Raw genomic sequence first — 19,816 nt, 5'->3', positions numbered from 1 at the left:
AACAGCGAAATATAGGATTAAATAGCAAAATACACAAGTGAAATAACTATTTTGCACAAAATAGAAGCTATGAAACTTATATCTAATGGGGGAGTTCATTCATTCTTTGACGGAGGACGTTTACGGGTTCATTCATAATTAAAATTTGAGAGTGTGTTAATGATGTATTGTTTGAGGCAGAAGACAAGCCAATGTTTTAATAGTGGTGGGGTTAAACTAACGATAAAGGGGTCACTTTATAAAATGTTTAAGTATACAGTTTGTTTTGTTAAGAAAAATAATGAAATACTCATGCTTAATCGGGAGAAGGCTCCAATTATGGGTGTTTGGAACGGAGTGGGGGGCAAAATCGAGAAAGGTGAAACCCCTGATATAGGTGCACTGCGTGAGGTATTGGAGGAAACGGGCATAGAGGTAGAGACCTTTTTTTCTAAAGGAACGGTAACATGGGAGACCCCGGAAGGTGAACTGGATGGAATATATGTATATTTGTATGAAACGGATGAAGATTTAATATATGAAACACCGAAAAAAACGCGGGAAGGCATTCTGGAATGGAAATAGATTGATTGGATACTCCATCCACATAACCTTGGAATTGCTGAAATGGTTGCACAGTACTTGCCGGTTTTATTGAAAAAAGAAGGAAACTACAGATTCACTTACAAAAATGGTCAAACGTATAATTCATGACTAGTATCCCTTTTTGATCTGACAATTGAATGTTGATTGAATCAAATTAAAACTCGAACTCGAACTCGAACGTGAAGTAATGACATAGTTTGGCGGAATAATATTGACCGAAATCGCAGCTAAGATCAATTGCGTGAACATATTAAAAGATTCCCTGTAACGAACGAAAGTCTAAAAGCTGACTTTGTATAAAATGGTATAATTGGTAGATTGGGATAAGGGGGGGATATTCTTGAAAATAGTTAGAATCATCTTAGGAATCATTGTAATTGCTTTATCAACATCTCAGTTAATTACTGGGAATTCTGAGTTATTACCGTATACCATGTTGTTCCTGGGGTTAATGATGCTGGTGATAGGGTTTATCGAACTTCAAAAGGATCGAAAAGGATTTGCGGGGTATATGTGTCTTGCTGTATCGTTATTTGTTTTCTATGTGGCCATCCAGGGTTTCTTAATATAGAATTCTATTGTTTTTATGAAATTGATTTTAATATGGTCTTTGTTCATCATTGGGGATTTAGACTTAACAAGGGAGTTGCTCTGGCAGCTCTTTTTCTTATGCGCTTAAATATTATGGTGAAATATAGATAAAATGGTTGTGAAAGGATGTTTTTTAGTGGGAATCGCGTGGATCATCATTATTTTTATTAGTTTTTCTCTCTTCATAGATAAATTTTTAAGGAAATGGTTTGGTGTAGGAAAGAAAAAGCTAGCCGAAACCTCTGGTAAGAATGTGGATCGGTGGGGGAGAGCCATCATTGCATCCATTTATTTATGTACTTTCATGTCATTACACTAGTTCAGATCTTGTTAGGGTTAGTAATTATGTATAATTTAGGATTTTTTTATATAGGATGATGGGGCATGATGTTTGGGGAGACAATATGGCTGCTAACGAATATATAACGATGACCCTCCACTAAGCAAAAAGATAAGGATAGTATTTGTATGTAGTATTCAATGGACTCCATATCCTTTGAAACCACCCTCTTTGGACGTGAACATCTAAATCCACATAACTGAATTATAATTAATCAAATTAAGTACAAGTTTGAATGATGCGGATTAGTAGTCCTTATAATATTCAAGAAAAAAATCCCTGGAATTTTGCAGGGATTTTTTTATACATGAGTAATGAGTAATTCCTTAATTTTTGAGATTCCTTTTTCCATTTCGTCAAAGCTTGGATAAGCAAAGGAAAATCGAATAGTAGGTTTATTATCGTTATATATAAATCCAGGATTTATCAATACACCGTTGCTTAAACATTGCTTGAACAGTATCCGCGTATTGATTTTTTTATGAAAAGTAACCCATATAAAAAAGCCGCCAGTTGGAATTGACCATGTTGCATAATCCCTGAAATGTTGATTTAGGAGATGAAGTAAAAAGGCTCTTTTTTGTTTAAGTCCGGTTCTGGTTCTGTTTAAATGTTGCTCGTATAATCCGGAAGACAGTAGTTCTTTAACCAGCATCTGTGATACATAACTAGAACCGTAATCATTTTGCATTCTTAAATCACTAAGGCGGTGTATAACATCTTCAGGACCAACCAACCAACCTATCCGAAGACCTGCTGCAATTGTTTTTGAAAAGCTACCAATATACAAAACTTGTCCTTGTTTATCAAATGTCTTTAATGGTGCAGGGGCAGGTTCATCAATCCATAAGTCCCTGTAAATGTCATCTTCAATGATAGGCAACTGGGAGTATTGGCATTTTTCTATAAGTAGTTGCCTATTCTGTGATGACATAATGGTCGTTGTCGGGTTTTGAAAGGTTGGATTCACATAAAGAGCAGAAAGACTTTTTTTAATTTTCTGTTGAAATAATTCCTCTATATTTAGACCATTTTCATTGATAGAAATCGGTTTTAGGGTCATTCCGGCAGCTCGGAATAAGTAAATGGAGTAAAGGTAAGAGGGGTTTTCTATAAAAACCGTTGACCCTCTTTTCAGTGTGCCGACTGAAATTAGTTTTAGTGCTTGTAGAGCTCCAGAAACAATAAGAATGGATGTGGGGGAAGCATGAATACCGTGTTTCAGTAGATGTTTGCTGATTTCTATTCTTAAATTTATATCCCCAAGTCCAACCCCGTAACCAAATTCATGTAATTGACCAGAGACTTTTTCTGCTGCCTGGGCAATTTCTGAATGTGGAAATAAATCTATTCCTAATTCTCCTTTACTTAAATGGATAATATCCTTTCTATTTTCCATTTCATTAATCTTTTGCACAATATTATCGCTAGGGGGATATAACGCCCATTCCGAAAGATCATTCCAGTTGTGTGGTGAATTAGCAGTCAGTAAAGACCATTGATTATTGACAATGTACACTCCACTTCCAGTTTTTCCTTCGAGTAAGTTCTCGGATTTTAATATTTCAATAGCTGTAATCACAGTACTTCTATTCACGTTAAATTGCTTAGCCATTTCTCGTTGAGTCGGGAGTTTACTGCCAACGGGCCATTCCCCTCTTAAGATTTTTCCCCTGATTAAATCTACTATTTGAAGATATAGAGGTGTTTTACGCATCAATTGTGCCTCCTATCTTAGTGTTCCTGATTGGTTGGATTTTTTATAAGTTAATTGGTCGGAGATTTAGAGACTCAATTGTTTTATTATAACATTTGAAAGTAATCCTAATACAGGGAGAATATAGAAGTGGGCGAAGTTGATGAAAGTAAAGATAAACCCAATGTCAAACAAATGGTAATGGTTTAAAGCATAAAGAAGTCCATTATAGAATGGAGGTTTATTATGAAATGGAAAGTATTTTTAGCTTATAGTGTGACAATCATTCTATGGGGATCTGCGTTTCCTGGAATAAAAGTGGGGCTTCAATCATACAGTCCTGAGCATCTTTCAGTATTGCGTTTACTTATAGGCGCATTTGGCTTAATTATTTTTGCTGCCATAAAAAAAATAAGATTACCGGATTTAAAAGATGTACCGATTATTTTATTGTTAGGTTTTTTAGGATTTGCCGTTTATCATACGGCATTAAGTTTTGGAGAAACATCTGTTAATGCAGGAACTGCCAGTTTACTAGTTTCGACTACCCCTATTTTTTCAGCAATTTTAGCATCCGTTTTTTTGAAGGAAAATTTTTCAATGGTAGGATGGATAGGTTCAATTACTGCATTTTTAGGAGTGGCGATGATTTCCTTTGGAATGGGAGGTTCAGTAGCGGCTTTTGCATTGGGAGCATTATTGATTTTAATAGCTGCATTAGGTGAAAGTTTTTACTTTGTGTTTCAGACTAATTATCTAAAAAAATATGGGGTTCTTCCATTTACCGTTTACACGATTATAGGTGGAGCTTTATTTATGCTGTTTTTCATTCCTGGAATCGGTGCGGAAATTTCAAATGCTTCGGTTTCATCGACATATGCTGTGATTTATTTAGGTCTTTTTCCAACGGTGATTCCGTATTTCGCTCTTGCTTATGTTACTTCAAAAGTTGGGGCATCAGAAGCAACAAGTTCGCTGTATTTGACACCTGCTGTAGCACTTATTATTTCATGGATTTTGTTAGGGGAAATTCCAACCTTGTTAGCTTTATTAGGAGGGGGATTAACTTTAGTTGGTGTGAGTTTATCGAACCTAAATATAAAATCAAAAACGAATGTGAGAAATAAAAGAAAGGGCTATGTTGATTTATAAGTGAAATAAGGTCCAATGGATATAAGACTTTGAACATGAGAGTTGCTTCTTGCAGCTTTTTTTTTTGAATCTAAGAATGAGAGATGTGTTACCTCCTTTTAGACATGAAAGTTTCCGGTTAGAAACAAAGCCTTATTTGGGGATTCAGTAAATAGGCAAAATGGATACTATCAATCAAGGTGTCTACAAATAATAAAGATGATTAAGTACAAAGTCCTATAAAAACTGTGACATTCGAGTTATAATATAGATAATTATTGGAAAAGGAGGTCTTACCATGGACCCATAATGAGTACCAATCCACAGGAACAACCACAGCCTTTTCACTTATATCTCGCATCCCATTATCCCCATCGAAGAGAACACTCGACGCTCCTTCTCAAACAAGAGTGACAGATACCCGCAAAGAAAAGAATCTACATACAAATATACAAACTCCGGCATACGCATAACCCGTTCGAATGAAGAATCGGTCTGTCTGAATCGGCCTGTATTGGATGTGTTTACAAAAAGTTTCGACTAAGTCGAATAAAAAACAGGAAAAGGGGTATGATGATGAAAAAAATGATAGCCATTACGTTAGCCTCCGCATTAATCGTAACGGGGTTTTCCCCATTCGCTTCAAAAGCCAGCGCGAACGACGACATAACCGTATCAATGGATCAATCGGTCAGTCTCACAGATGAACAAATGGAAAGCATTAAGAATTCACCGGATTTCGATTGGGTTGAGGGTGTCGCAGAAGATGGCGAAATGGAATTGACTCTGGATGACGCTCAATTTATCGATTATTTAAGTCTAACCGGGCAGGACGACATCCTCACGCAAGTCAAAGATGAGGGTGGATTGGAACTATATGCCGCGGGTGTAACGAAAATCAAGAAAAATAGTCTTGGCGGGTATGACGTGTATCTATCCAAACTAGTTTGCCAAACGTTAGCTGTCGGCGGAGCCGCTGCCATTGGTGTATTGGTGGCTCTTATACCGGGTATCGGTTGGACTATTGCGGGAGCCGTTTTAGGATCCATGTCCGCGCATTTGGGTGCGAATATCAAAAATGGGAAAGTATTTAGATTTAGCAAGAGTTGGGGATTGAAGTCGGTCTGGAGCCAGTGATGAATGAGCATGTAACGGAATAGAATAAAAAAGACAGAGAGTGTCCAGGAACACTCTCTGTTTTAACGAAACGGGATTCCGTACAAATGGCTTATTTATCGCGCTGTCCCTTGTTTCAATAATTATATCCCTATATGCTAAAGACAAAATAAAATAAGGAGCGTGATTCACGATGGTTCATAGCACGGTTGTCTTTTTTATAGTGGTGTCGACGATTCTGATTGTGGCTCATTATGTGACCAAGATTAAATTGGACAGTTATACCGACCAACCCGTCAAACTCTATTTGATACGAGCCAGCATAGGGATCGTACCGGCTTTTCTTTTAGCCAGTCTTTTATTCTTCATGTTCGCCCTATTTGTAGGTTTGAAATAAAGTTGTACCGTTTATAAAAAAGTTAAACCGTTTTGAAAAAAGTCGAATCGTTTATAAAAAAGTTGCACGTTTTACAGTCATAGTTATTTGTTAGAAGATGCCACGTTGGATAGATATTAACTCAAAATGGATAGTAAAAAGGCTTTTTTGGATAGGGATATTAAGGAAATGGATATCATCGTATCCTTTTTAATCTCATAAAATACGGGTTTACAAGATATTTCTGATCAAACTTTATTTCAAACCAACAAATAATCGTAATGGGGGAGTCGTTCCCCTTATCGTTGGTTGAAAAGAATATGCAGAGTTACTTGGTGGGGATAAAGACTGTTTAAGCACAACGTACTCTCGGTAACGAGATGGGAAGAAAGTGAGACCCTTAACCCGAACCCTTTCAACGCCTATTTGGACACTAAAACAAGCTAAAAAAATACAAAGCTATACTCGACGAAAAGTCTGCTGAATTGAAGTGAACCCAAAAAGTTAGACACTTTATTTAATTAGCCAGCCTTGAGGGCATGAACCCGGTAATCTACCGGGCTCATGCCTTTTAATGTGCGCCCGGCATGCGCATGAACTATAGGGTGCAAGTCCCGAACCCCGAAGACAGAAGTAGAGGTTAGCCAAGAGCAAGGGTGTCCGTGGTGACGCGGAATCTGAAGAAAGCTGGATAGGCATTCTCTGCACGTAAGTATTCTAATTCTGCAAGAAGTGCTTCTTGAGAGCCTTTAGCTGGCGATGTTTTCTTGGTTTCTTTTTTCATGGATAGACGCCCCTTTTTCTTTGGTTTAAGGGCGTCTATACCTCCTTCCTTCAACTGATTTGCCCAATTCAAAAGTGTAGAATCGGAAGGAAGATTATAGTGTACAGCGGTAGCGCTGATCGATGCCCCATTTTCGTTCATATATGTAAGTACCTCTAGTTTAAAGGGAAGAGTGTAATTTGTATAGGATGAAGCAAGTCCTTCCATCCCATGTTCAAGATAGCGAGCGACCCATCCTTTCAGAGGGGATAAACTTACATTTCTTTCTTGTGCAATGGATTTATAGGTTTTTTTCCCTTCCAAGTACTCTAAAACTGCATGTGATTTTTCGTCCTTCGTATATTTAGTCAAAAAAACTGCACCTCCAATTGTTAGATGTTGTCTAACAATTGGGGTGCAGTTCAAATAAGCAGGCTTTTTTTATTACATAATGGTTGTTTTTTATTCAAATTTAAACAATTTTATTTTTCAAGTAGTTCATTTTTGGACGTAGCCGTGCAGATTTAAACAACTTTATTATTACTACACACAAGGAGGATTGCAGCGGGTAGCTAATGAATATATATAGCAAACGATTCAATGGGAGGAGTCTATCATGAAGGTTAATCAAAGAAAAATAAATAATAATGAAAAAGAAGTTTCATACACACATATTGAAAATGGGAGTCGAGCCGTTTGTTTTATGTTTTCAGGTGCGGGCTATACGTATGAGAAGCCGTTATTTTATTATTCGACAATGCTCATGCTTCAAAATCAGTTTGATGTCGTGCATATTCATTACTCTTACGACCAGGATATATTCAAGCATCCTTTGGTGGATATCACAAAAGTGATCGTTAATGATATCAATCCCGTCCTTACTGAAGTACTTCGAAATAATGAATATCAAGAAACTGTGTTTCTGGGCAAATCACTTGGCACCATACCCATCATCAACGGAATTATGAAAAGTGAGCAGTTCATGAATTCCAAAATGATTTTGCTTACACCGCTATTGAAGTTCGATTCTATTTTTGAAGAGCTATTGAGCAGCAATCATTCAGCACATATAGTAATAGGAGAAAAAGATCATCATTATATTCCAGGTAAAATTCAAATGATAGAGAATAAAACGAATATAAGCATGGATCAAGTCCCTAATGCTAATCATTCTTTGGATATTGAACCTTTGCATGCTTCAAGGTCGATTACGATGCTAGAAGGTGTAATGAAAAGAATGGAAGAGTTCTTAAAGATAGGATAGAAAGAACTAACGAACCTTGAGCGGATAGCCAGTTATGTTGAATCTGAATGCATGGTTTTGATCATTCATAATTCAGCCCGCAATCAAACTACAGGCGAATTGAAAAAGAAAAAATAATTTCGATTATTATTAGAATATAGTGAATATTAACCGTTTTTGTCGAAGGAGATCCAGAAAAAGTAATGAAACTTTTTCAGTGCGGTAACAAGGATTCAAGATAAAATCACTGGAAAGAGAAAGTGAGGGAGATAGTATGTTCAAAAAATTATTCGGTAAAAAAGAAAAGGTTGAACAACTGCTTGCTCCTATAAATGGACAAGTTATAAATATTGAAAATGTTCCCGATCCGGTGTTTTCCGGGAAGTTAATGGGGGACGGAATAGCGATTCTTCCTGAGGAGGGGGTGGTTGTATCTCCTATTGATGCAGAGGTGATCCAGGTTTTTCCTACTAAGCATGCTTTAGGCCTCCGCACAAAGCATGGCATAGAATTGTTAATTCATATTGGTTTAGATACAGTTAATCTTAAAGGTGAGGGATTTGAAGTCCATGTCGCAGAAGGGAAAAATGTAAAAGCAGGAGACAAACTTGTTACATTTGATATCGAACTTCTAAAATCCAAAGTTCCAAGCATCATAACTCCGATTATTATCACGAATGGCGAGCTAGTTGAAAAACTGGAAAAAACAAATATCACCCAAGCAAATAGTAACGAAACAGCGATTATGAGTGTTCATTTGAAGTAAGGTAATAGGTGCCTAATTTAGCATGGAAATGTATAGTAGATTGAGAATGATAAGGCATTAAACCCAATTCATTCATTGATTCTACAAGTTTAGCTTCACGGGTGCTTACGTTCGGCGATGGTTCTTGAATTGGTTTTGTTGTGGATACCAGCAGTGATCTATCCTTTTTCTGTTGCGGGCAGGATTATCGGAAAGTGCAGCGAATAGTAGGTGAATGAACATAAAATAAATCAAGTAAGGGTGAATTTGATGGGAGTTCAAGCAGAAAAGATCTTTGTAAACTTGCCTGTTAAAGATTTGGATGCCTCAATAGAATTTTTCACAAAGGTGGGCTTTGAGTTTAACGAGCAAATGACCAATGAAAATGCAACATGCATGGTTATCAGTGAGTCTATATATATCATGTTATTGGTTAAAGATTACTTTAAAACGTTTACCAAGAAGGAAATTCCGGATCCAGCAGCAAGTACGGAAGCCATCGTGGCCCTATCGGTTAAAAGTAAGGAAGATGTGGATGAGGTCGTGAATAGGGCACTCGATGCTGGCGGAAAGCCTTTTAATGAAGCCATCGATCATGGTTTCATGTACGGTTGGAGTTTTCTGGATATCGATGGGCATTCTTGGGAAGTTTTTTACATGGACGAAAGCGGATTTAATCAAAATTAAATCAAATGCAAGGCACACTCCTTCACTTTGGGCTGTGTCTTTTTTTGAAGTCAAAATGATTGCCTGCTAGAAGTAGGAACCAAGTAAGACAAAGCAGGGGAAGGTGAGAAGAAATAAAGTTCCCAACAAAAATCGGTACTGATGATGAAGGATGAACAATATTAAAACCCTTCCCACTTAAATTCATCTGAATTCAATTCTTCATCTAAAAAAACTACTTCGTATTCTTCTGCATTTTCATATTCCTCTAATAAACGATAATATTCTTCTGTACTTAAAGAATCGTCTTAAGAAGATTGAGCAGAAACAAGATCCTGTAAGGGTAGTCCAGTAAAGACTAATAATAGTGCTAACAAAACAGAAACAGGAACTTTTAATAAGTTGAATAAATTGTTAAGAATTATTTTTCTCCTTTTCCTTGTAAACCTATTTTTTTATCCAAATACTTTTCAATTTTATACGCTGCTTTTTGAACCGTTTTATCAAAATCTAAACCTTGATACTCCTTAAACCTATCTAAAACACGCTTTACTTCTAAATAAGGAATATCTTCCACCATAGTAAGATTTAATTTTTTCATCAAGGAAGTTAAAATTTCATAAACATTGATTTCATCATCCTCTTCTATAAAGCTAACACCCCGTTCAACTTGTTGTAAAAACCAATTTATATCACAAGGATTATCCGAAAAAAACGATAAACCATCACTAACATCTACTGATGTTGTAGCATTTTCAACATCTTTCTTTGTATAAACAACATTAAGTCTATATACATCTTCTTTATCGTCATCCACTTCTTCAAATTCTGGCTTGCTTAACTTATCAACAAACTCTGTGAAATTTTGTGCGATTTTCACATCTAAATTTTGTTCTGTATCAATATATACAACAGGTGGATCTATTTTTTCTGCACCACGGTAATCTAAAGCAAACCAGGAATGACCATCTCCACTCAACAAGATTAAGTCATTAGGTAATCCCCATTCTTTAACAAAATAAAATGTTTGTCCTATCCCATCTTTTTCAGAGATTCCATATAAAAAATCAACAATAAGCTCTCCATCTTCAATAGTTGAGTCACATGGAAAAATTCTATATTCTAATTCTCCCCCGTTCTTTATTTTCATCAACTCAATATAAGATGTTGGTAATTTAAATTTAAATAAATGCTCAACTCTTTTTATTTCTTCATCTGTCAATTCATCTAATTCATGTTCATCTAACACATAATGAGTCCATATATGTTGAAACATTCCAACACTCCTTCTTTAAATTTTTTTTATACCTCAATAAGGGATATATTTACCTTCCTAACATTAAACCAATTAACAAAAAATGTGAGAAGGGATTGCTAGTTTATGGGCAAAAAACTTTGCACTATTATTCTATCGGTTTAGTTCAGAAGGATGTCATAGAAAACTGTCTTTAATAAAAGGACCCTTCGCATTCCGTAGCAGTCATCTTAAATGAAGTTTATTCATAACAATACAGGGCTAATATCTTTCCACTCATAAACCAATAGATTTAATTCAGCACCAGCCATTTTGATTTTTTCGGTTTTAAGCAATTCAGCACCAAAAGCCTCATAGAAAAATTGAGAGTTATTATCTTCAAGCACCTCAACGAAAATTGTCTGGAAGTCCAGTTCTTCAAATTTAAAAAATAATTCTTTGATGAGTTTCTTTCCTATCCCCATTCTTTGAAAATTTTCGAGGATATATATCGCAGTTAAATCACCCGAATCTTCAACTTTATTCGTTTCCCTTTTTCCGCCACTTATAAATCCGACTATTTTTCCCTCGGTATTTTCTGCCACATAAACATGGTTTCCATCATTAGATATATTCTTTATCCATAAGTCTTTCCTTTTCCCATAAGACAGTTTATCTAAAAAATCACTAGGCATTATATTTTTATATGTGGTTCGCCAGCAATCCACATGGACTATTGCTATACCTTCAGCATCAGCAACCGTTGCCTTTCTTACTAACAAATTAATCTCCCCCTTTATTGGTTAAATGAAAAAACGTGGTTCAAATAGGTAAATTCAACTTTTCCAACATTGACGCACTGAATTCAGGAGTATGTTCCATATAAAAAGGATAACTATCCCTAAGTATAAATAGTTTCTTAGAGTCATTTAAAAAAGTGTGATCCATTTGTTTGGTTAGCTCATCAAAAAACCGTTTATCGGGTGTGCCGAACGTCACCGCCATTTTTGGCGGTAAGGCCTTCATGGCAATAGGGATCCAAGGCCTTTGTTTTGAAACCACTATTGCATGTGCTGTGCCGCTAATTACGAAATTAAATATATCTTGATCTTGTTCCGTTTTCATACCAAAGGTACTTTTCAGCCAATCGCGTAAGTTTGGTACCGAATCCACAGGGAAGCCAATCTCTCTTAAATAAAGTGTTCTTAACTTTCCGGATGCCTTCAGTTCATCCTCATTTACATAATCATGGGCAATGATTTCGAGAAGGTGACCATCTCCATCACGAAAATATAGATTTTTTCTTCCGTTCGTTTCGTCGATATACTGACCCTGTTCTTGTCTTAGGACCAATAATCCGGATTGTTGGATAAATGATGCCGCTTCATCAAATTGGGAATATGGGACTTGAAATGCAAAGTGTGCTGGAGAAATGGGTTCAAACGTTTCTTTAAAACTCAACGTAGTAAAGGGCGTCAGCTGAAACTGAATGAACTCTTTAGATTCTGATAAAATGGGGAGCTGCAGACGGATAGCGTAGCATTGCTTTACACCCTCAATAGATACTGTCAGTAATTCTAAATCTGCAAAATGAGTAATCAGTATTTTCACTCCTTTTCTTCTAGTTAGCTCTACCTTCTATTTTTTACTAATATTATCCATTTTACAACTAATCTGCCCGGGATAGTCCAAGAAAATAAACACTTCTTTCGACAGAGCCTAATATGGAATAATTGTTAATGATTACTATTATATGATACTATTGCCCTAGTTCGTTTAACGTGAGGGAAGGTGTAGGATGAAGCGGATTTTCCGTAATAAAATATTTTATTTATTAATCTTCTTGGTTATCTTGGGGATTGTGTTTATTTTTAATAATGACAATGAACCGACTGAGGAATTAACTGAAGATGAATTCTTCACAATTTTAGAGGATGGCAAAGTGACATTTTTGAAGTTGGAGCCCCAAAAAAGAGTTTTTGAAATAAGCGGGCAGCTGAAAGGTTATGAAAAGGATCAATATTTTATCGCGACTGTCCCAAATAGTGAAATTTCGATGAATAGAATGAATAACGCTGCAGAAGAACATAATATAGAAAAAATTGTGGTCATGCCACAAGACACAGAGACAAGCAGATGGGTCACCCTTTTTACAACGGCCATTCCGATCATGATCATTTTCATCCTGTTTTCCGCTATTTTACTATTGGTCTTTGTTATAAAAAGAATGAACCATTTTAAATGATGCAAAAACTCGCTTTTCCAATTGGATGGTTTGTGTGTTCATTGAAATGAAAATCATTAAAGGAAATCGAAGAAAACTGGTGTGAACAAAATTTGGCAAAAGCTATTAAAACGGTTTAAGTTGGCCATTCACAAAGGCCAAATATTCACTTCAAGAAATGAAAAGAGATTAACCTTTAAATTGATATTGAAGTTTGCTGAATAGTTTGATAGAATAAAATAAATCAAAAGACTATGTGCAACTGGCGAAACACGGATAACCGTGAGGGAACACATAGTGTCGTAGCCGTTCGCCTGGGCAGAGGTAAGGGATTTTATCCCTTGCCTCTTTCTGTTTATTAACAGAGGATAGTGAAGTTTTAAAGAATGCAGATTTCCATGGGCGAAAAATATTGTCAATATTTCGATATTTAAAAACTATCATAACCAAAAGGGGACAAACAAGATGAGCACAATTCTTTTAGAAAAAGTGAAAACGATCAAAACGTTAAATAATATTGCTGAAAGCGGGCTAAATGTATTCAATAAAGGTGACTTTACGGTCGACAATGACAGTGAAAACCCTGATGCGATCGTTGTTCGCAGCTTTAACATGCATACAATGGAATTCGGCGATCAATTAAAAGCAATCGCAAGGGCAGGGGCAGGAGTCAATAATATTCCGGTCGACAAATGTACCGAGCAAGGAATCGTTGTTTTTAATACACCTGGTGCTAACGCTAACGCTGTAAAAGAAATGGTACTGACAACATTAATGGCTTCATCCCGTAACCTTTTTGCAGGTGTGGCCTGGACAAAAACTTTAGAAGGCGAAGGAGAACAAATTCCAAAGCTTGTAGAAGCAGGAAAGAAACAATTTGTTGGAAAAGAAATCAAGGGAAAAACTCTGGGGGTAATCGGTTTAGGTGCGATCGGTGCGCTTGTGGCGAATGATGCCCTGGATTTAGACATGGATGTAATTGGGTTTGACCCGTTCATCTCTGTCGATACAGCCTGGAATTTATCTCGCAATGTACAGCGCGCCATGACGATTGAAGAATTGTTTGCAGAATCTGATTACATCACTGTACACGTTCCATTAACGGATGACACACGAGGAATGTTTAACCAAGAAACATTTGGCATCATGAAGCCAGGCGTTCATATTTTGAACTTCTCTCGTGGTGAGCTAGTGAATGAAAGTGATATGGAAGCTGCACTTGAAAGCGGGAAAGTTGGCAAGTTCATTACAGACTTCCCGAATGAAAACGTGCTGAAAATGAAAAATGTCGTTCCAATTCCGCACCTTGGTGCCTCTACGCAAGAATCAGAGGAAAACTGTGCCATCATGGCAGCTCGTCAGGTGAAGGGATTTTTAGAAACGGGGAACATCAAGAACTCAGTGAATTTCCCGAATACTTCCATTCCATATACAGGAAATCGTCGTGTGGCAGCATTCCATGAAAACGTTCCGAACATGGTTGGGCAAATCACACTGGCTGTATCAAGCTTTAATTTGAACATCGCTGACATGGTTAATAGAAGCCGTGGAGGGTATGCATATACGATCATCGACATTGATGGTGAAGTAAACGGCGATATCATTCCTGGCTTGGAAGAAAAAATCAAACAAATCGAAGGCATCGTTACAACCCGTATTATCTAATTTGAACAGGAAGACTTTCTTGCTCAAATAATAAGTGAAAGCCCCAATTCCTTTACGGAGCTGGGGCTTTTTTTTAGGCCTTGTTCATGATTTTTGTGATAAAAATGCCAAGTTATTGCGTGTTGAGAATCTAGGGTTTAAAACGGAACATATCCTGGTAGCACAATAGATTCAGTTAGGTCAACTTCCTCAAATCACGAATGCTAAGCATGGAAATTCTTCAATCAAAAACCTGTTATGGTTTCACATCCGGATTTTCTTCATAATGTACAAACAACATCAAGTAGATTGCGAATAGAAGATGCAAATAAAGTGGAATATTCTTATCGTTTTGAACGACAACAAATATGTAAATACCATATAGCAAAATTGGAATGGTTAAAAGGATTCTCAGCGTAGTCATAGGTCATCCTCCCAAGTCTATCCTCGAATAATAATACATCAAGCAGTTAAGCCACTTGAAAATCATTTTCTGCTATTGCGTTCACTAAACTTGTACAATTATTTTCCTTAATAACATCTGGTCAGTTGAATTGCAAGTGAAAATGATAAGGAGTCACTTGGTGCGAAATCCCTAAATGCTCTGCCATCCTGTCAGTTCAATAAGGCGTTGGGTAATTTGCTATCGTAAAAGAATCGTCCCAATGAGATACAGAGACGATTCCTTAAGTTAAACACCATTTCTACACAGAATGATTACCCTATATCAACTTCCCATCAAATTCTGATGAAGGGTAGTCGATGTTAAAAAAGCTCCAACAGGAGGTAATTGCTCGGTATAGGCGCTACCGCTAGCAGGAAATTGATTCAAAGGTAAATCAGTAGTGGCAATCCAAGACCCAGACTCACCTGCTTGCAGAGAAGGAGGCTTCATGAGAAAACGTCCTTGTAGAATAAAATGCCGAATCCTAATCTGGTTATCATCAATCATGGTTAAATTGCCAGAGAATGTGGCATAAGGTGAATCAAATGAAATTTGTTTAGTGCCCTCATTCCAAAATCCATTTATCGGAATAGGTGTACCCCGAAAATTAATTGTACCCATTACCCTGTTATCCGTAATAGAGTTAATGGAAAGTGTACCCAAAATGATCGTTCTGCCAGCTATTGAAGCGTGGATACCCCATACTGATGGGAATGGAAAGCTAACCGAAGCAGTACCCTGTGAAGTTACCAATGCTATGCCCTCCTTTAAATGTTGTTATGTTCTGAGGAAGCTTCCTTGTTTAAAGATACAATCCAGTATATGCAGCACGGGCAGAATAATCCAATAAACAAAGGTGAAGTATTATATCCCTGCCTGAAAAAAAGGATTTGAACGGGTCGCAAGGAATGGAATGAAGGGAAATGAGGTGAATACGGCGAAAGTAATCTATAGAAATGTGTTGAAGAAAAGCAGCACTCTTAAAAGAAATGGTATAGATCGTAAAAAACTTTAAAGGAGTGACGAATATGCATAATAAGGATTGTTCCAAAAAGTGTCAGTGTTTCATCGTACCTAACTATATTCTTGAGAATTTGGCACAAAATGATGTGGAAGAAGCACGGATCAGTTTAGCAAAAAGCCGTCATATGCGCAGGCGCAGAATCTTAAAAGAATATGATATTGACGGTGTTATCGCTTTAACTGATGCAGGAGCTGGACCTCGTGGAGAATCTGCCCGCCATGTTTATGATTGCAAGGGAGGAACGAAACTCCGGGAGAATGAGGTCAGGAAAGAAGGGGATCGATCAAGTGCAGACCCAGTAGTTAACGCTGCATATGATTATAGCGGAGTTGTGCGTGACTACTTCAAGGATGTCTTGCACCGTAATTCAATTGATGACCAAGGACTTGATCTCATTCTGAACGTTCATTATGGGAATAAATTCACGAATGCCTATTGGGACGGGGATGAAATGGTATTTGGTGACGGCGATGGGGTCATCTTTAGCAATTTTGCCAATTCACTCGATGTTATTGGACACGAACTTACACATGGGGTTACGCAGTTCACCAGTGGATTGGAGTATGATGGTCAGTCTGGGGCTTTGAATGAACATCTTTCGGACGTGTTTGGAATTGCCATAAAACAATTTCATTTAAAGCAAACAGCGGGAGATGCAGATTGGCTAATCGGTGCTGATATAATGGGACCAACATTGAAAGGACAGGCCCTCCGTTCGATGAAAGCACCAGGTACTGCATTTGACAATAAGTTAATGGGGAAAGATTTGCAGCCTGATCACATGAGGAACTTCTATAAAGGAGATCAAGATAATCATGGTGTCCATATCAATAGCGGCATACCAAACAAGGCCTTTTATCTAGTATCGATGGAGATCGGAACGGACAAAGCGGCTTTGATCTGGTTCAATGCGATGCAGAATTTATTTGCAACGGCAAACTTCAATCAATTCGTACAAATTGTCATCAAGGCAGCGCAAAAACTTGTTGATAGTGGAGAAGTTACGAAATCAGCTGTAGAGGCAATTGAAAATGCTTTTAAAGCGGTTGGACTGCCTGAGTAGTCATATTCAATGAATAGGAGGCTTCATTTAACATGCATATCCAATTTAGCTGCATAGGGGGATTTGCCAACCTCGACTTGAACTTTCAGATAGACACAGATGAATTGCCAGATGGGAAAAATGAGGAATTACAGAATTTAATGAAGACAGCTGACCTTCCTAATGCTCACCTAAGTAAAATGGCTGGAGCCAAAGGCCAAGGAGCGGACTCGTTTTCATACAAGCTGGATATAGCCGATGAAAAGCAGAAACAGTCCTTCTCATTTACTGACACAACAGCCCCGGAGGAAGTACGGCCGTTATTGGATTACTTACGTAACTTAGCCATTGAAATAAAGATGGCAGAATAGAATAACTTTAATCACGTAAAAAAGTCTATCATCCAGATAGACTTTTTTACGTGGTCTTAAAACTTCACAAAAATGTCATTTCATTTCACTTTTTACATGGATTTTGGCTGTTAGTTCTCAAAATGGACACAAAATAATAAGAAATTATCGATCTAGAGTTGTAGATTTGAAAAGGAAATTGGAAATTATAGCTCTTTTATGAAAACTTGTAAAGAGTTAGCCAGTCAAACAGGTAATTGAGTCACAATAGTGAACGAATTTTGAAAGAGGTACAAACAGAGCAGTTTTACAAAAAATGCATAAAATAGGATAATGGTCGCAGAGAGGTGAAGTGAATGATTTATCAAGAAATGAAAGTGACGATACCCGGAAACAGCTATACCCAATTCGGAAAGAGAATATTGATCTCGCAAATCCAATTCTCCACATTGGAGGCAATATTCGAAGTCGATGAGGCGGTTCAAAGAAAGCTTGATCTTAATAGAAGGACTGAAATCAGGGAGTTCATCATCGATTCTGTATCGGAAGGGGACTTTTATTTTTCCCCGTTCATCTTTTCGAGCAGGGGCGCGATCAAAGAAGTGACTGATGGCGGGGAACTGCCGCCAGGAAGCAAAATATACATACTTGATGGACAGCATAGGACTTTTGCCCTCATTTCAGCCATCAGTCACTTAAGGGCGCGGAAGGAAACGGAAGAAGAAATCGGTAACTTTAAGCAAGCGGAAAAGCTTCAAAATCAAATTGATAAGTTAAAGACCTATTGTTAAAGACCTATCCCGTCACCATTCAAATCTATTTAAATCTGGAAACACATGAAGAAAGACAGCTATTCAATGATATTAATACGAAGCGAAAGGAACCGCATATAGGATTGGTGATGAAGTACGATCAGCGGGATGAATATGCAGAACTGACACGGGATATTGCCAGGATACTAGAAAGTAAGATGGAGATAGAAGCCACCCTTTCGAGGATAACCGTGGACTGTACGGCATTGACTTCGCTGACGATCATGCGGCGTTGTCTTATCGCTTTATTTGAAGGAAACGTCTCTGTGAAGACGGGTAAAGCCAATTATGGTGATGTAACCAAAGACGAAATCATCAGCATTGCAACCGCATTTTTCGAATCATGGCTGGAAATCTTTCCGAAGAAGATGGCAGACCGGAAAACATTCACATCCGGCTATTCCGGCATACAAATAGCCCTTGCCCAAACGATCCACCAACTCCACAAACATCATGAAATCCCCTATGAAGAAGCAATCAATCACATGCTGCCGTTGAAAAAATCCTGCACTTGGAAGCATGAGGATGCCTTGTTTTCACACATCTACGATCCCTTTAAAAAAAGAGTCAAAAACCATTCGACTACAAATGCCATCCAGAAAACGGCTCTAGAGTTCAAACGAAAAATAGAACAGGAAGGAGGATGGCTCCATGATTCTAGGTGAATTGGACCGGAAAAGAAGGAGAATGGTTTCCTGCTCAATCATGGAACTGGTCCACATGTATCGCAATGGAAAAATCGCCACTAGGGAAATCAACCAACTGCGGGTCCGGTCGATCAAGAACTATCTGTTGGATAATGCTTTAACGAAAAATATCTATCTCCCGCCACTCGTTGCTAACAGCAGGGAAGGAACCATCCTTAATGGAGAAGCGTTCGAACTATCGATCATCGATGGAACCCAACGAATTGCGGCCTTCGCACAATTGGAGGACAGTATCCTTAAAGCGTTAAAGAAGGATGAAGAAAAAGTAAAACAAGCTTACGAACTGGATTCACTCATGAAGGACAGCTCGATTGCCATCCAAGTATTTGAAGGGCTTACACAAGCGGAAGAATCCCAGCTCTATCTGGATCTTAATCTAAAAGGCAAGAAAGTGGCCCTTTCCAAACGGATTTCATTCGACTCGCGAAACAATCTCAACGTCATTACCAATCAGGTGCTTCATACCCATCAATCGTTAAAAACAGCCGGTGTCGAACTTGAAAAGCGTTCCATCAACCGTCCAGCCAATAAAAACCTGCTATCGCTATCGCAATTGAGGCAGGTCATCGGCATCTTCATGACTGGGAAGGCACACGTAAACATCGAAGAGAAAGTATCATCAAGTCCGCTTTCTAACAGTGAATACATCACACTCATTCATTTATATCTTAATGAACTATTCGACATATACCCGGCAGAACAGATGGGAGATTACACAAAATGCATGCTTGCCAGCTACCCGCTTTTCGTTGCTGTTGCACTTTATGCCAATGACAAAATGGAAAACCAGCATATCAAACAAAGACAACAGCTCATTTCGACGAGAATGTCAAAATTGAAAGAGGTGGACTGGAGCCCTGCCAATCCCATTTGGAAGGAGTTTAAAGGAACGTACAAAGGACGGCCGCCATTATTTCACCTAAGCAAAGATAAAAACAATATCGAAGAGCTAGTACGTTGGCTGTATAGCTGTTGAGGAGGTGAGGGAAATGTGATTTTGAAAACAGTAAAAAACCCCTAGGTGAGTACGTCCGCACAGACAATCACCTAAGGGCATGCGAGCAGGAGTATACCTGCCTCTA

Annotated in this window: 23 protein-coding genes and 1 riboswitch; of the genes, 16 read left to right on the top strand and 7 right to left on the bottom strand. The window is 37.8% G+C overall.

The window, feature by feature from the left end; genetic code table 11:
• Positions 1 to 243: 243 nt before the first annotated feature.
• From ACQKKK_RS08895 to ACQKKK_RS08885, 3 genes are all read left to right on the top strand, one after another.
• Entirely contained in the window at positions 244 to 564 is a 321-nt protein-coding gene (locus ACQKKK_RS08895; protein WP_427615651.1) for an NUDIX hydrolase, read from the top strand.
• 361 nt (positions 565 to 925) lie between these two features.
• On the top strand, positions 926 to 1,156 hold the full coding sequence (locus ACQKKK_RS08890; protein ID WP_427615650.1) for a DUF3953 domain-containing protein: 231 nt from the start codon (positions 926 to 928) through the stop codon (positions 1,154 to 1,156).
• Between the two features lie 156 nt (positions 1,157 to 1,312).
• Complete coding sequence (locus tag ACQKKK_RS08885) at positions 1,313 to 1,495, top strand: hypothetical protein (protein WP_427615649.1); 183 nt, start codon at positions 1,313 to 1,315, stop codon at positions 1,493 to 1,495.
• A 322-nt stretch (positions 1,496 to 1,817) separates the two neighbouring features.
• On the opposite strand, the gene ACQKKK_RS08880 is transcribed toward ACQKKK_RS08885, so the two are convergent.
• The gene (locus ACQKKK_RS08880; RefSeq protein ID WP_427615647.1) at positions 1,818 to 3,233 is read right to left on the bottom strand and encodes a PLP-dependent aminotransferase family protein; all 1,416 of its coding nucleotides are present in this window, start codon (positions 3,231 to 3,233) and stop codon (positions 1,818 to 1,820) included.
• Between the two features lie 225 nt (positions 3,234 to 3,458).
• On the opposite strand from ACQKKK_RS08880, the gene ACQKKK_RS08875 reads away from it, so the two are divergent.
• From ACQKKK_RS08875 to ACQKKK_RS08865, 3 genes are all read left to right on the top strand, one after another.
• Entirely contained in the window at positions 3,459 to 4,364 is a 906-nt protein-coding gene (locus ACQKKK_RS08875) for a DMT family transporter (RefSeq protein WP_427615645.1), read from the top strand.
• A 549-nt stretch (positions 4,365 to 4,913) separates the two neighbouring features.
• Positions 4,914 to 5,480, top strand: coding sequence for a hypothetical protein (locus ACQKKK_RS08870; RefSeq protein WP_427615644.1), 567 nt, complete (start codon positions 4,914 to 4,916; stop codon positions 5,478 to 5,480).
• Positions 5,481 to 5,652: 172 nt separating this feature from the next.
• Positions 5,653 to 5,856: a hypothetical protein gene (locus tag ACQKKK_RS08865; protein ID WP_427615643.1), complete on the top strand. Its 204-nt coding sequence runs from the start codon at positions 5,653 to 5,655 to the stop codon at positions 5,854 to 5,856.
• A gap of 619 nt (positions 5,857 to 6,475) precedes the next feature.
• Here ACQKKK_RS08865 and ACQKKK_RS08860 read toward each other — a convergent pair.
• Positions 6,476 to 6,970, bottom strand: coding sequence for a transposase (locus ACQKKK_RS08860; RefSeq protein WP_427615642.1), 495 nt, complete (start codon positions 6,968 to 6,970; stop codon positions 6,476 to 6,478).
• Between the two features lie 244 nt (positions 6,971 to 7,214).
• Here ACQKKK_RS08860 and ACQKKK_RS08855 point away from each other — a divergent pair, with 244 nt between their 5' ends.
• The 3 genes from ACQKKK_RS08855 to ACQKKK_RS08845 all read left to right on the top strand — a co-directional run bounded on the left by ACQKKK_RS08855 (position 7,215) and on the right by ACQKKK_RS08845 (position 9,273).
• Positions 7,215 to 7,862: an alpha/beta hydrolase gene (locus tag ACQKKK_RS08855; RefSeq protein WP_427615640.1), complete on the top strand. Its 648-nt coding sequence runs from the start codon at positions 7,215 to 7,217 to the stop codon at positions 7,860 to 7,862.
• Between the two features lie 253 nt (positions 7,863 to 8,115).
• A complete protein-coding gene (locus ACQKKK_RS08850; protein WP_427615638.1) occupies positions 8,116 to 8,607 on the top strand; it encodes a PTS sugar transporter subunit IIA in 492 nt (163 codons plus the stop codon).
• A 249-nt stretch (positions 8,608 to 8,856) separates the two neighbouring features.
• A complete protein-coding gene (locus tag ACQKKK_RS08845; RefSeq protein ID WP_427615636.1) occupies positions 8,857 to 9,273 on the top strand; it encodes a VOC family protein in 417 nt (138 codons plus the stop codon).
• Between the two features lie 400 nt (positions 9,274 to 9,673).
• Here the strand turns inward: ACQKKK_RS08845 and ACQKKK_RS08840 are convergent, their stop codons facing one another.
• The 3 genes from ACQKKK_RS08840 to ACQKKK_RS08830 all read right to left on the bottom strand — a co-directional run bounded on the left by ACQKKK_RS08840 (position 9,674) and on the right by ACQKKK_RS08830 (position 12,088).
• Positions 9,674 to 10,528, bottom strand: a complete 855-nt coding sequence (locus ACQKKK_RS08840) for an SMI1/KNR4 family protein (RefSeq protein ID WP_427615634.1) — start codon at positions 10,526 to 10,528, stop codon at positions 9,674 to 9,676.
• Positions 10,529 to 10,752: 224 nt separating this feature from the next.
• Positions 10,753 to 11,268: an N-acetyltransferase family protein gene (locus tag ACQKKK_RS08835; protein ID WP_427615633.1), complete on the bottom strand. Its 516-nt coding sequence runs from the start codon at positions 11,266 to 11,268 to the stop codon at positions 10,753 to 10,755.
• Between the two features lie 40 nt (positions 11,269 to 11,308).
• The gene (locus ACQKKK_RS08830) at positions 11,309 to 12,088 is read right to left on the bottom strand and encodes a glyoxalase/bleomycin resistance/dioxygenase family protein (protein ID WP_427615845.1); all 780 of its coding nucleotides are present in this window, start codon (positions 12,086 to 12,088) and stop codon (positions 11,309 to 11,311) included.
• Between the two features lie 196 nt (positions 12,089 to 12,284).
• On the opposite strand from ACQKKK_RS08830, the gene ACQKKK_RS08825 reads away from it, so the two are divergent.
• Positions 12,285 to 12,731, top strand: coding sequence for an ATP-dependent metallopeptidase FtsH/Yme1/Tma family protein (locus tag ACQKKK_RS08825; RefSeq protein WP_427615632.1), 447 nt, complete (start codon positions 12,285 to 12,287; stop codon positions 12,729 to 12,731).
• A gap of 227 nt (positions 12,732 to 12,958) precedes the next feature.
• Positions 12,959 to 13,037, top strand: a riboswitch (ZMP/ZTP riboswitch).
• A 138-nt stretch (positions 13,038 to 13,175) separates the two neighbouring features.
• Positions 13,176 to 14,375: a phosphoglycerate dehydrogenase gene (locus tag ACQKKK_RS08820; RefSeq protein WP_427615630.1), complete on the top strand. Its 1,200-nt coding sequence runs from the start codon at positions 13,176 to 13,178 to the stop codon at positions 14,373 to 14,375.
• A 235-nt stretch (positions 14,376 to 14,610) separates the two neighbouring features.
• Here the strand turns inward: ACQKKK_RS08820 and ACQKKK_RS08815 are convergent, their stop codons facing one another.
• Together ACQKKK_RS08815 and ACQKKK_RS08810 are read right to left on the bottom strand one after the other, a co-directional pair.
• Positions 14,611 to 14,778: a hypothetical protein gene (locus ACQKKK_RS08815; protein WP_427615629.1), complete on the bottom strand. Its 168-nt coding sequence runs from the start codon at positions 14,776 to 14,778 to the stop codon at positions 14,611 to 14,613.
• Between the two features lie 303 nt (positions 14,779 to 15,081).
• A complete protein-coding gene (locus ACQKKK_RS08810) occupies positions 15,082 to 15,552 on the bottom strand; it encodes a hypothetical protein (RefSeq protein ID WP_427615628.1) in 471 nt (156 codons plus the stop codon).
• Positions 15,553 to 15,827: 275 nt separating this feature from the next.
• Here ACQKKK_RS08810 and ACQKKK_RS08805 point away from each other — a divergent pair, with 275 nt between their 5' ends.
• The 5 genes from ACQKKK_RS08805 (at position 15,828) to ACQKKK_RS08785 (ending at position 19,710) form a co-directional block, all read left to right on the top strand.
• Positions 15,828 to 16,886, top strand: a complete 1,059-nt coding sequence (locus tag ACQKKK_RS08805) for a M4 family metallopeptidase (RefSeq protein WP_427615626.1) — start codon at positions 15,828 to 15,830, stop codon at positions 16,884 to 16,886.
• A 32-nt stretch (positions 16,887 to 16,918) separates the two neighbouring features.
• Positions 16,919 to 17,236, top strand: coding sequence for a protealysin inhibitor emfourin (locus tag ACQKKK_RS08800; protein ID WP_427615625.1), 318 nt, complete (start codon positions 16,919 to 16,921; stop codon positions 17,234 to 17,236).
• Positions 17,237 to 17,571: 335 nt separating this feature from the next.
• Positions 17,572 to 18,006, top strand: coding sequence for a DNA sulfur modification protein DndB (locus tag ACQKKK_RS08795; protein WP_427615624.1), 435 nt, complete (start codon positions 17,572 to 17,574; stop codon positions 18,004 to 18,006).
• The gene (locus ACQKKK_RS08790) at positions 18,000 to 18,692 is read left to right on the top strand and encodes a DNA sulfur modification protein DndB (RefSeq protein WP_427615623.1); all 693 of its coding nucleotides are present in this window, start codon (positions 18,000 to 18,002) and stop codon (positions 18,690 to 18,692) included. Before ACQKKK_RS08795 ends, ACQKKK_RS08790 begins: the two co-directional genes overlap by 7 nt.
• Positions 18,679 to 19,710, top strand: coding sequence for a DNA sulfur modification protein DndB (locus tag ACQKKK_RS08785; RefSeq protein WP_427615621.1), 1,032 nt, complete (start codon positions 18,679 to 18,681; stop codon positions 19,708 to 19,710). The genes ACQKKK_RS08790 and ACQKKK_RS08785 overlap by 14 nt, the downstream gene beginning before the upstream one ends.
• Positions 19,711 to 19,816: the final 106 nt, after the last annotated feature.

The organism is Peribacillus sp. NPDC006672 (assembly GCF_050274955.1).
GTDB lineage: Bacteria > Bacillota > Bacilli > Bacillales > DSM-1321 > Peribacillus.
Note: the sequence above shows the minus strand (reverse complement) of the source record. Positions and strands in the feature narration are given on the sequence as shown.

Bases quoted from the DNA above. Each gene is read 5' to 3' on its own strand.
- ACQKKK_RS08895 (WP_427615651.1), top strand. From the start codon at position 244: ATGTTTAAGTATACAGTTTGTTTTGTTAAGAAAAATAATGAAATACTC.
- ACQKKK_RS08880 (WP_427615647.1), bottom strand. From the start codon at position 3,233: ATGCGTAAAACACCTCTATATCTTCAAATAGTAGATTTAATCAGGGGA.
- ACQKKK_RS08875 (WP_427615645.1), top strand. From the start codon at position 3,459: ATGAAATGGAAAGTATTTTTAGCTTATAGTGTGACAATCATTCTATGG.
- ACQKKK_RS08870 (WP_427615644.1), top strand. From the start codon at position 4,914: ATGATGATGAAAAAAATGATAGCCATTACGTTAGCCTCCGCATTAATC.
- ACQKKK_RS08865 (WP_427615643.1), top strand. From the start codon at position 5,653: ATGGTTCATAGCACGGTTGTCTTTTTTATAGTGGTGTCGACGATTCTG.
- ACQKKK_RS08855 (WP_427615640.1), top strand. From the start codon at position 7,215: ATGAAGGTTAATCAAAGAAAAATAAATAATAATGAAAAAGAAGTTTCA.
- ACQKKK_RS08850 (WP_427615638.1), top strand. From the start codon at position 8,116: ATGTTCAAAAAATTATTCGGTAAAAAAGAAAAGGTTGAACAACTGCTT.
- ACQKKK_RS08845 (WP_427615636.1), top strand. From the start codon at position 8,857: ATGGGAGTTCAAGCAGAAAAGATCTTTGTAAACTTGCCTGTTAAAGAT.
- ACQKKK_RS08840 (WP_427615634.1), bottom strand. From the start codon at position 10,528: ATGTTTCAACATATATGGACTCATTATGTGTTAGATGAACATGAATTA.
- ACQKKK_RS08825 (WP_427615632.1), top strand. From the start codon at position 12,285: ATGAAGCGGATTTTCCGTAATAAAATATTTTATTTATTAATCTTCTTG.
- ACQKKK_RS08820 (WP_427615630.1), top strand. From the start codon at position 13,176: ATGAGCACAATTCTTTTAGAAAAAGTGAAAACGATCAAAACGTTAAAT.
- ACQKKK_RS08815 (WP_427615629.1), bottom strand. From the start codon at position 14,778: ATGACTACGCTGAGAATCCTTTTAACCATTCCAATTTTGCTATATGGT.
- ACQKKK_RS08805 (WP_427615626.1), top strand. From the start codon at position 15,828: ATGCATAATAAGGATTGTTCCAAAAAGTGTCAGTGTTTCATCGTACCT.
- ACQKKK_RS08800 (WP_427615625.1), top strand. From the start codon at position 16,919: ATGCATATCCAATTTAGCTGCATAGGGGGATTTGCCAACCTCGACTTG.
- ACQKKK_RS08795 (WP_427615624.1), top strand. From the start codon at position 17,572: ATGATTTATCAAGAAATGAAAGTGACGATACCCGGAAACAGCTATACC.
- ACQKKK_RS08785 (WP_427615621.1), top strand. From the start codon at position 18,679: ATGATTCTAGGTGAATTGGACCGGAAAAGAAGGAGAATGGTTTCCTGC.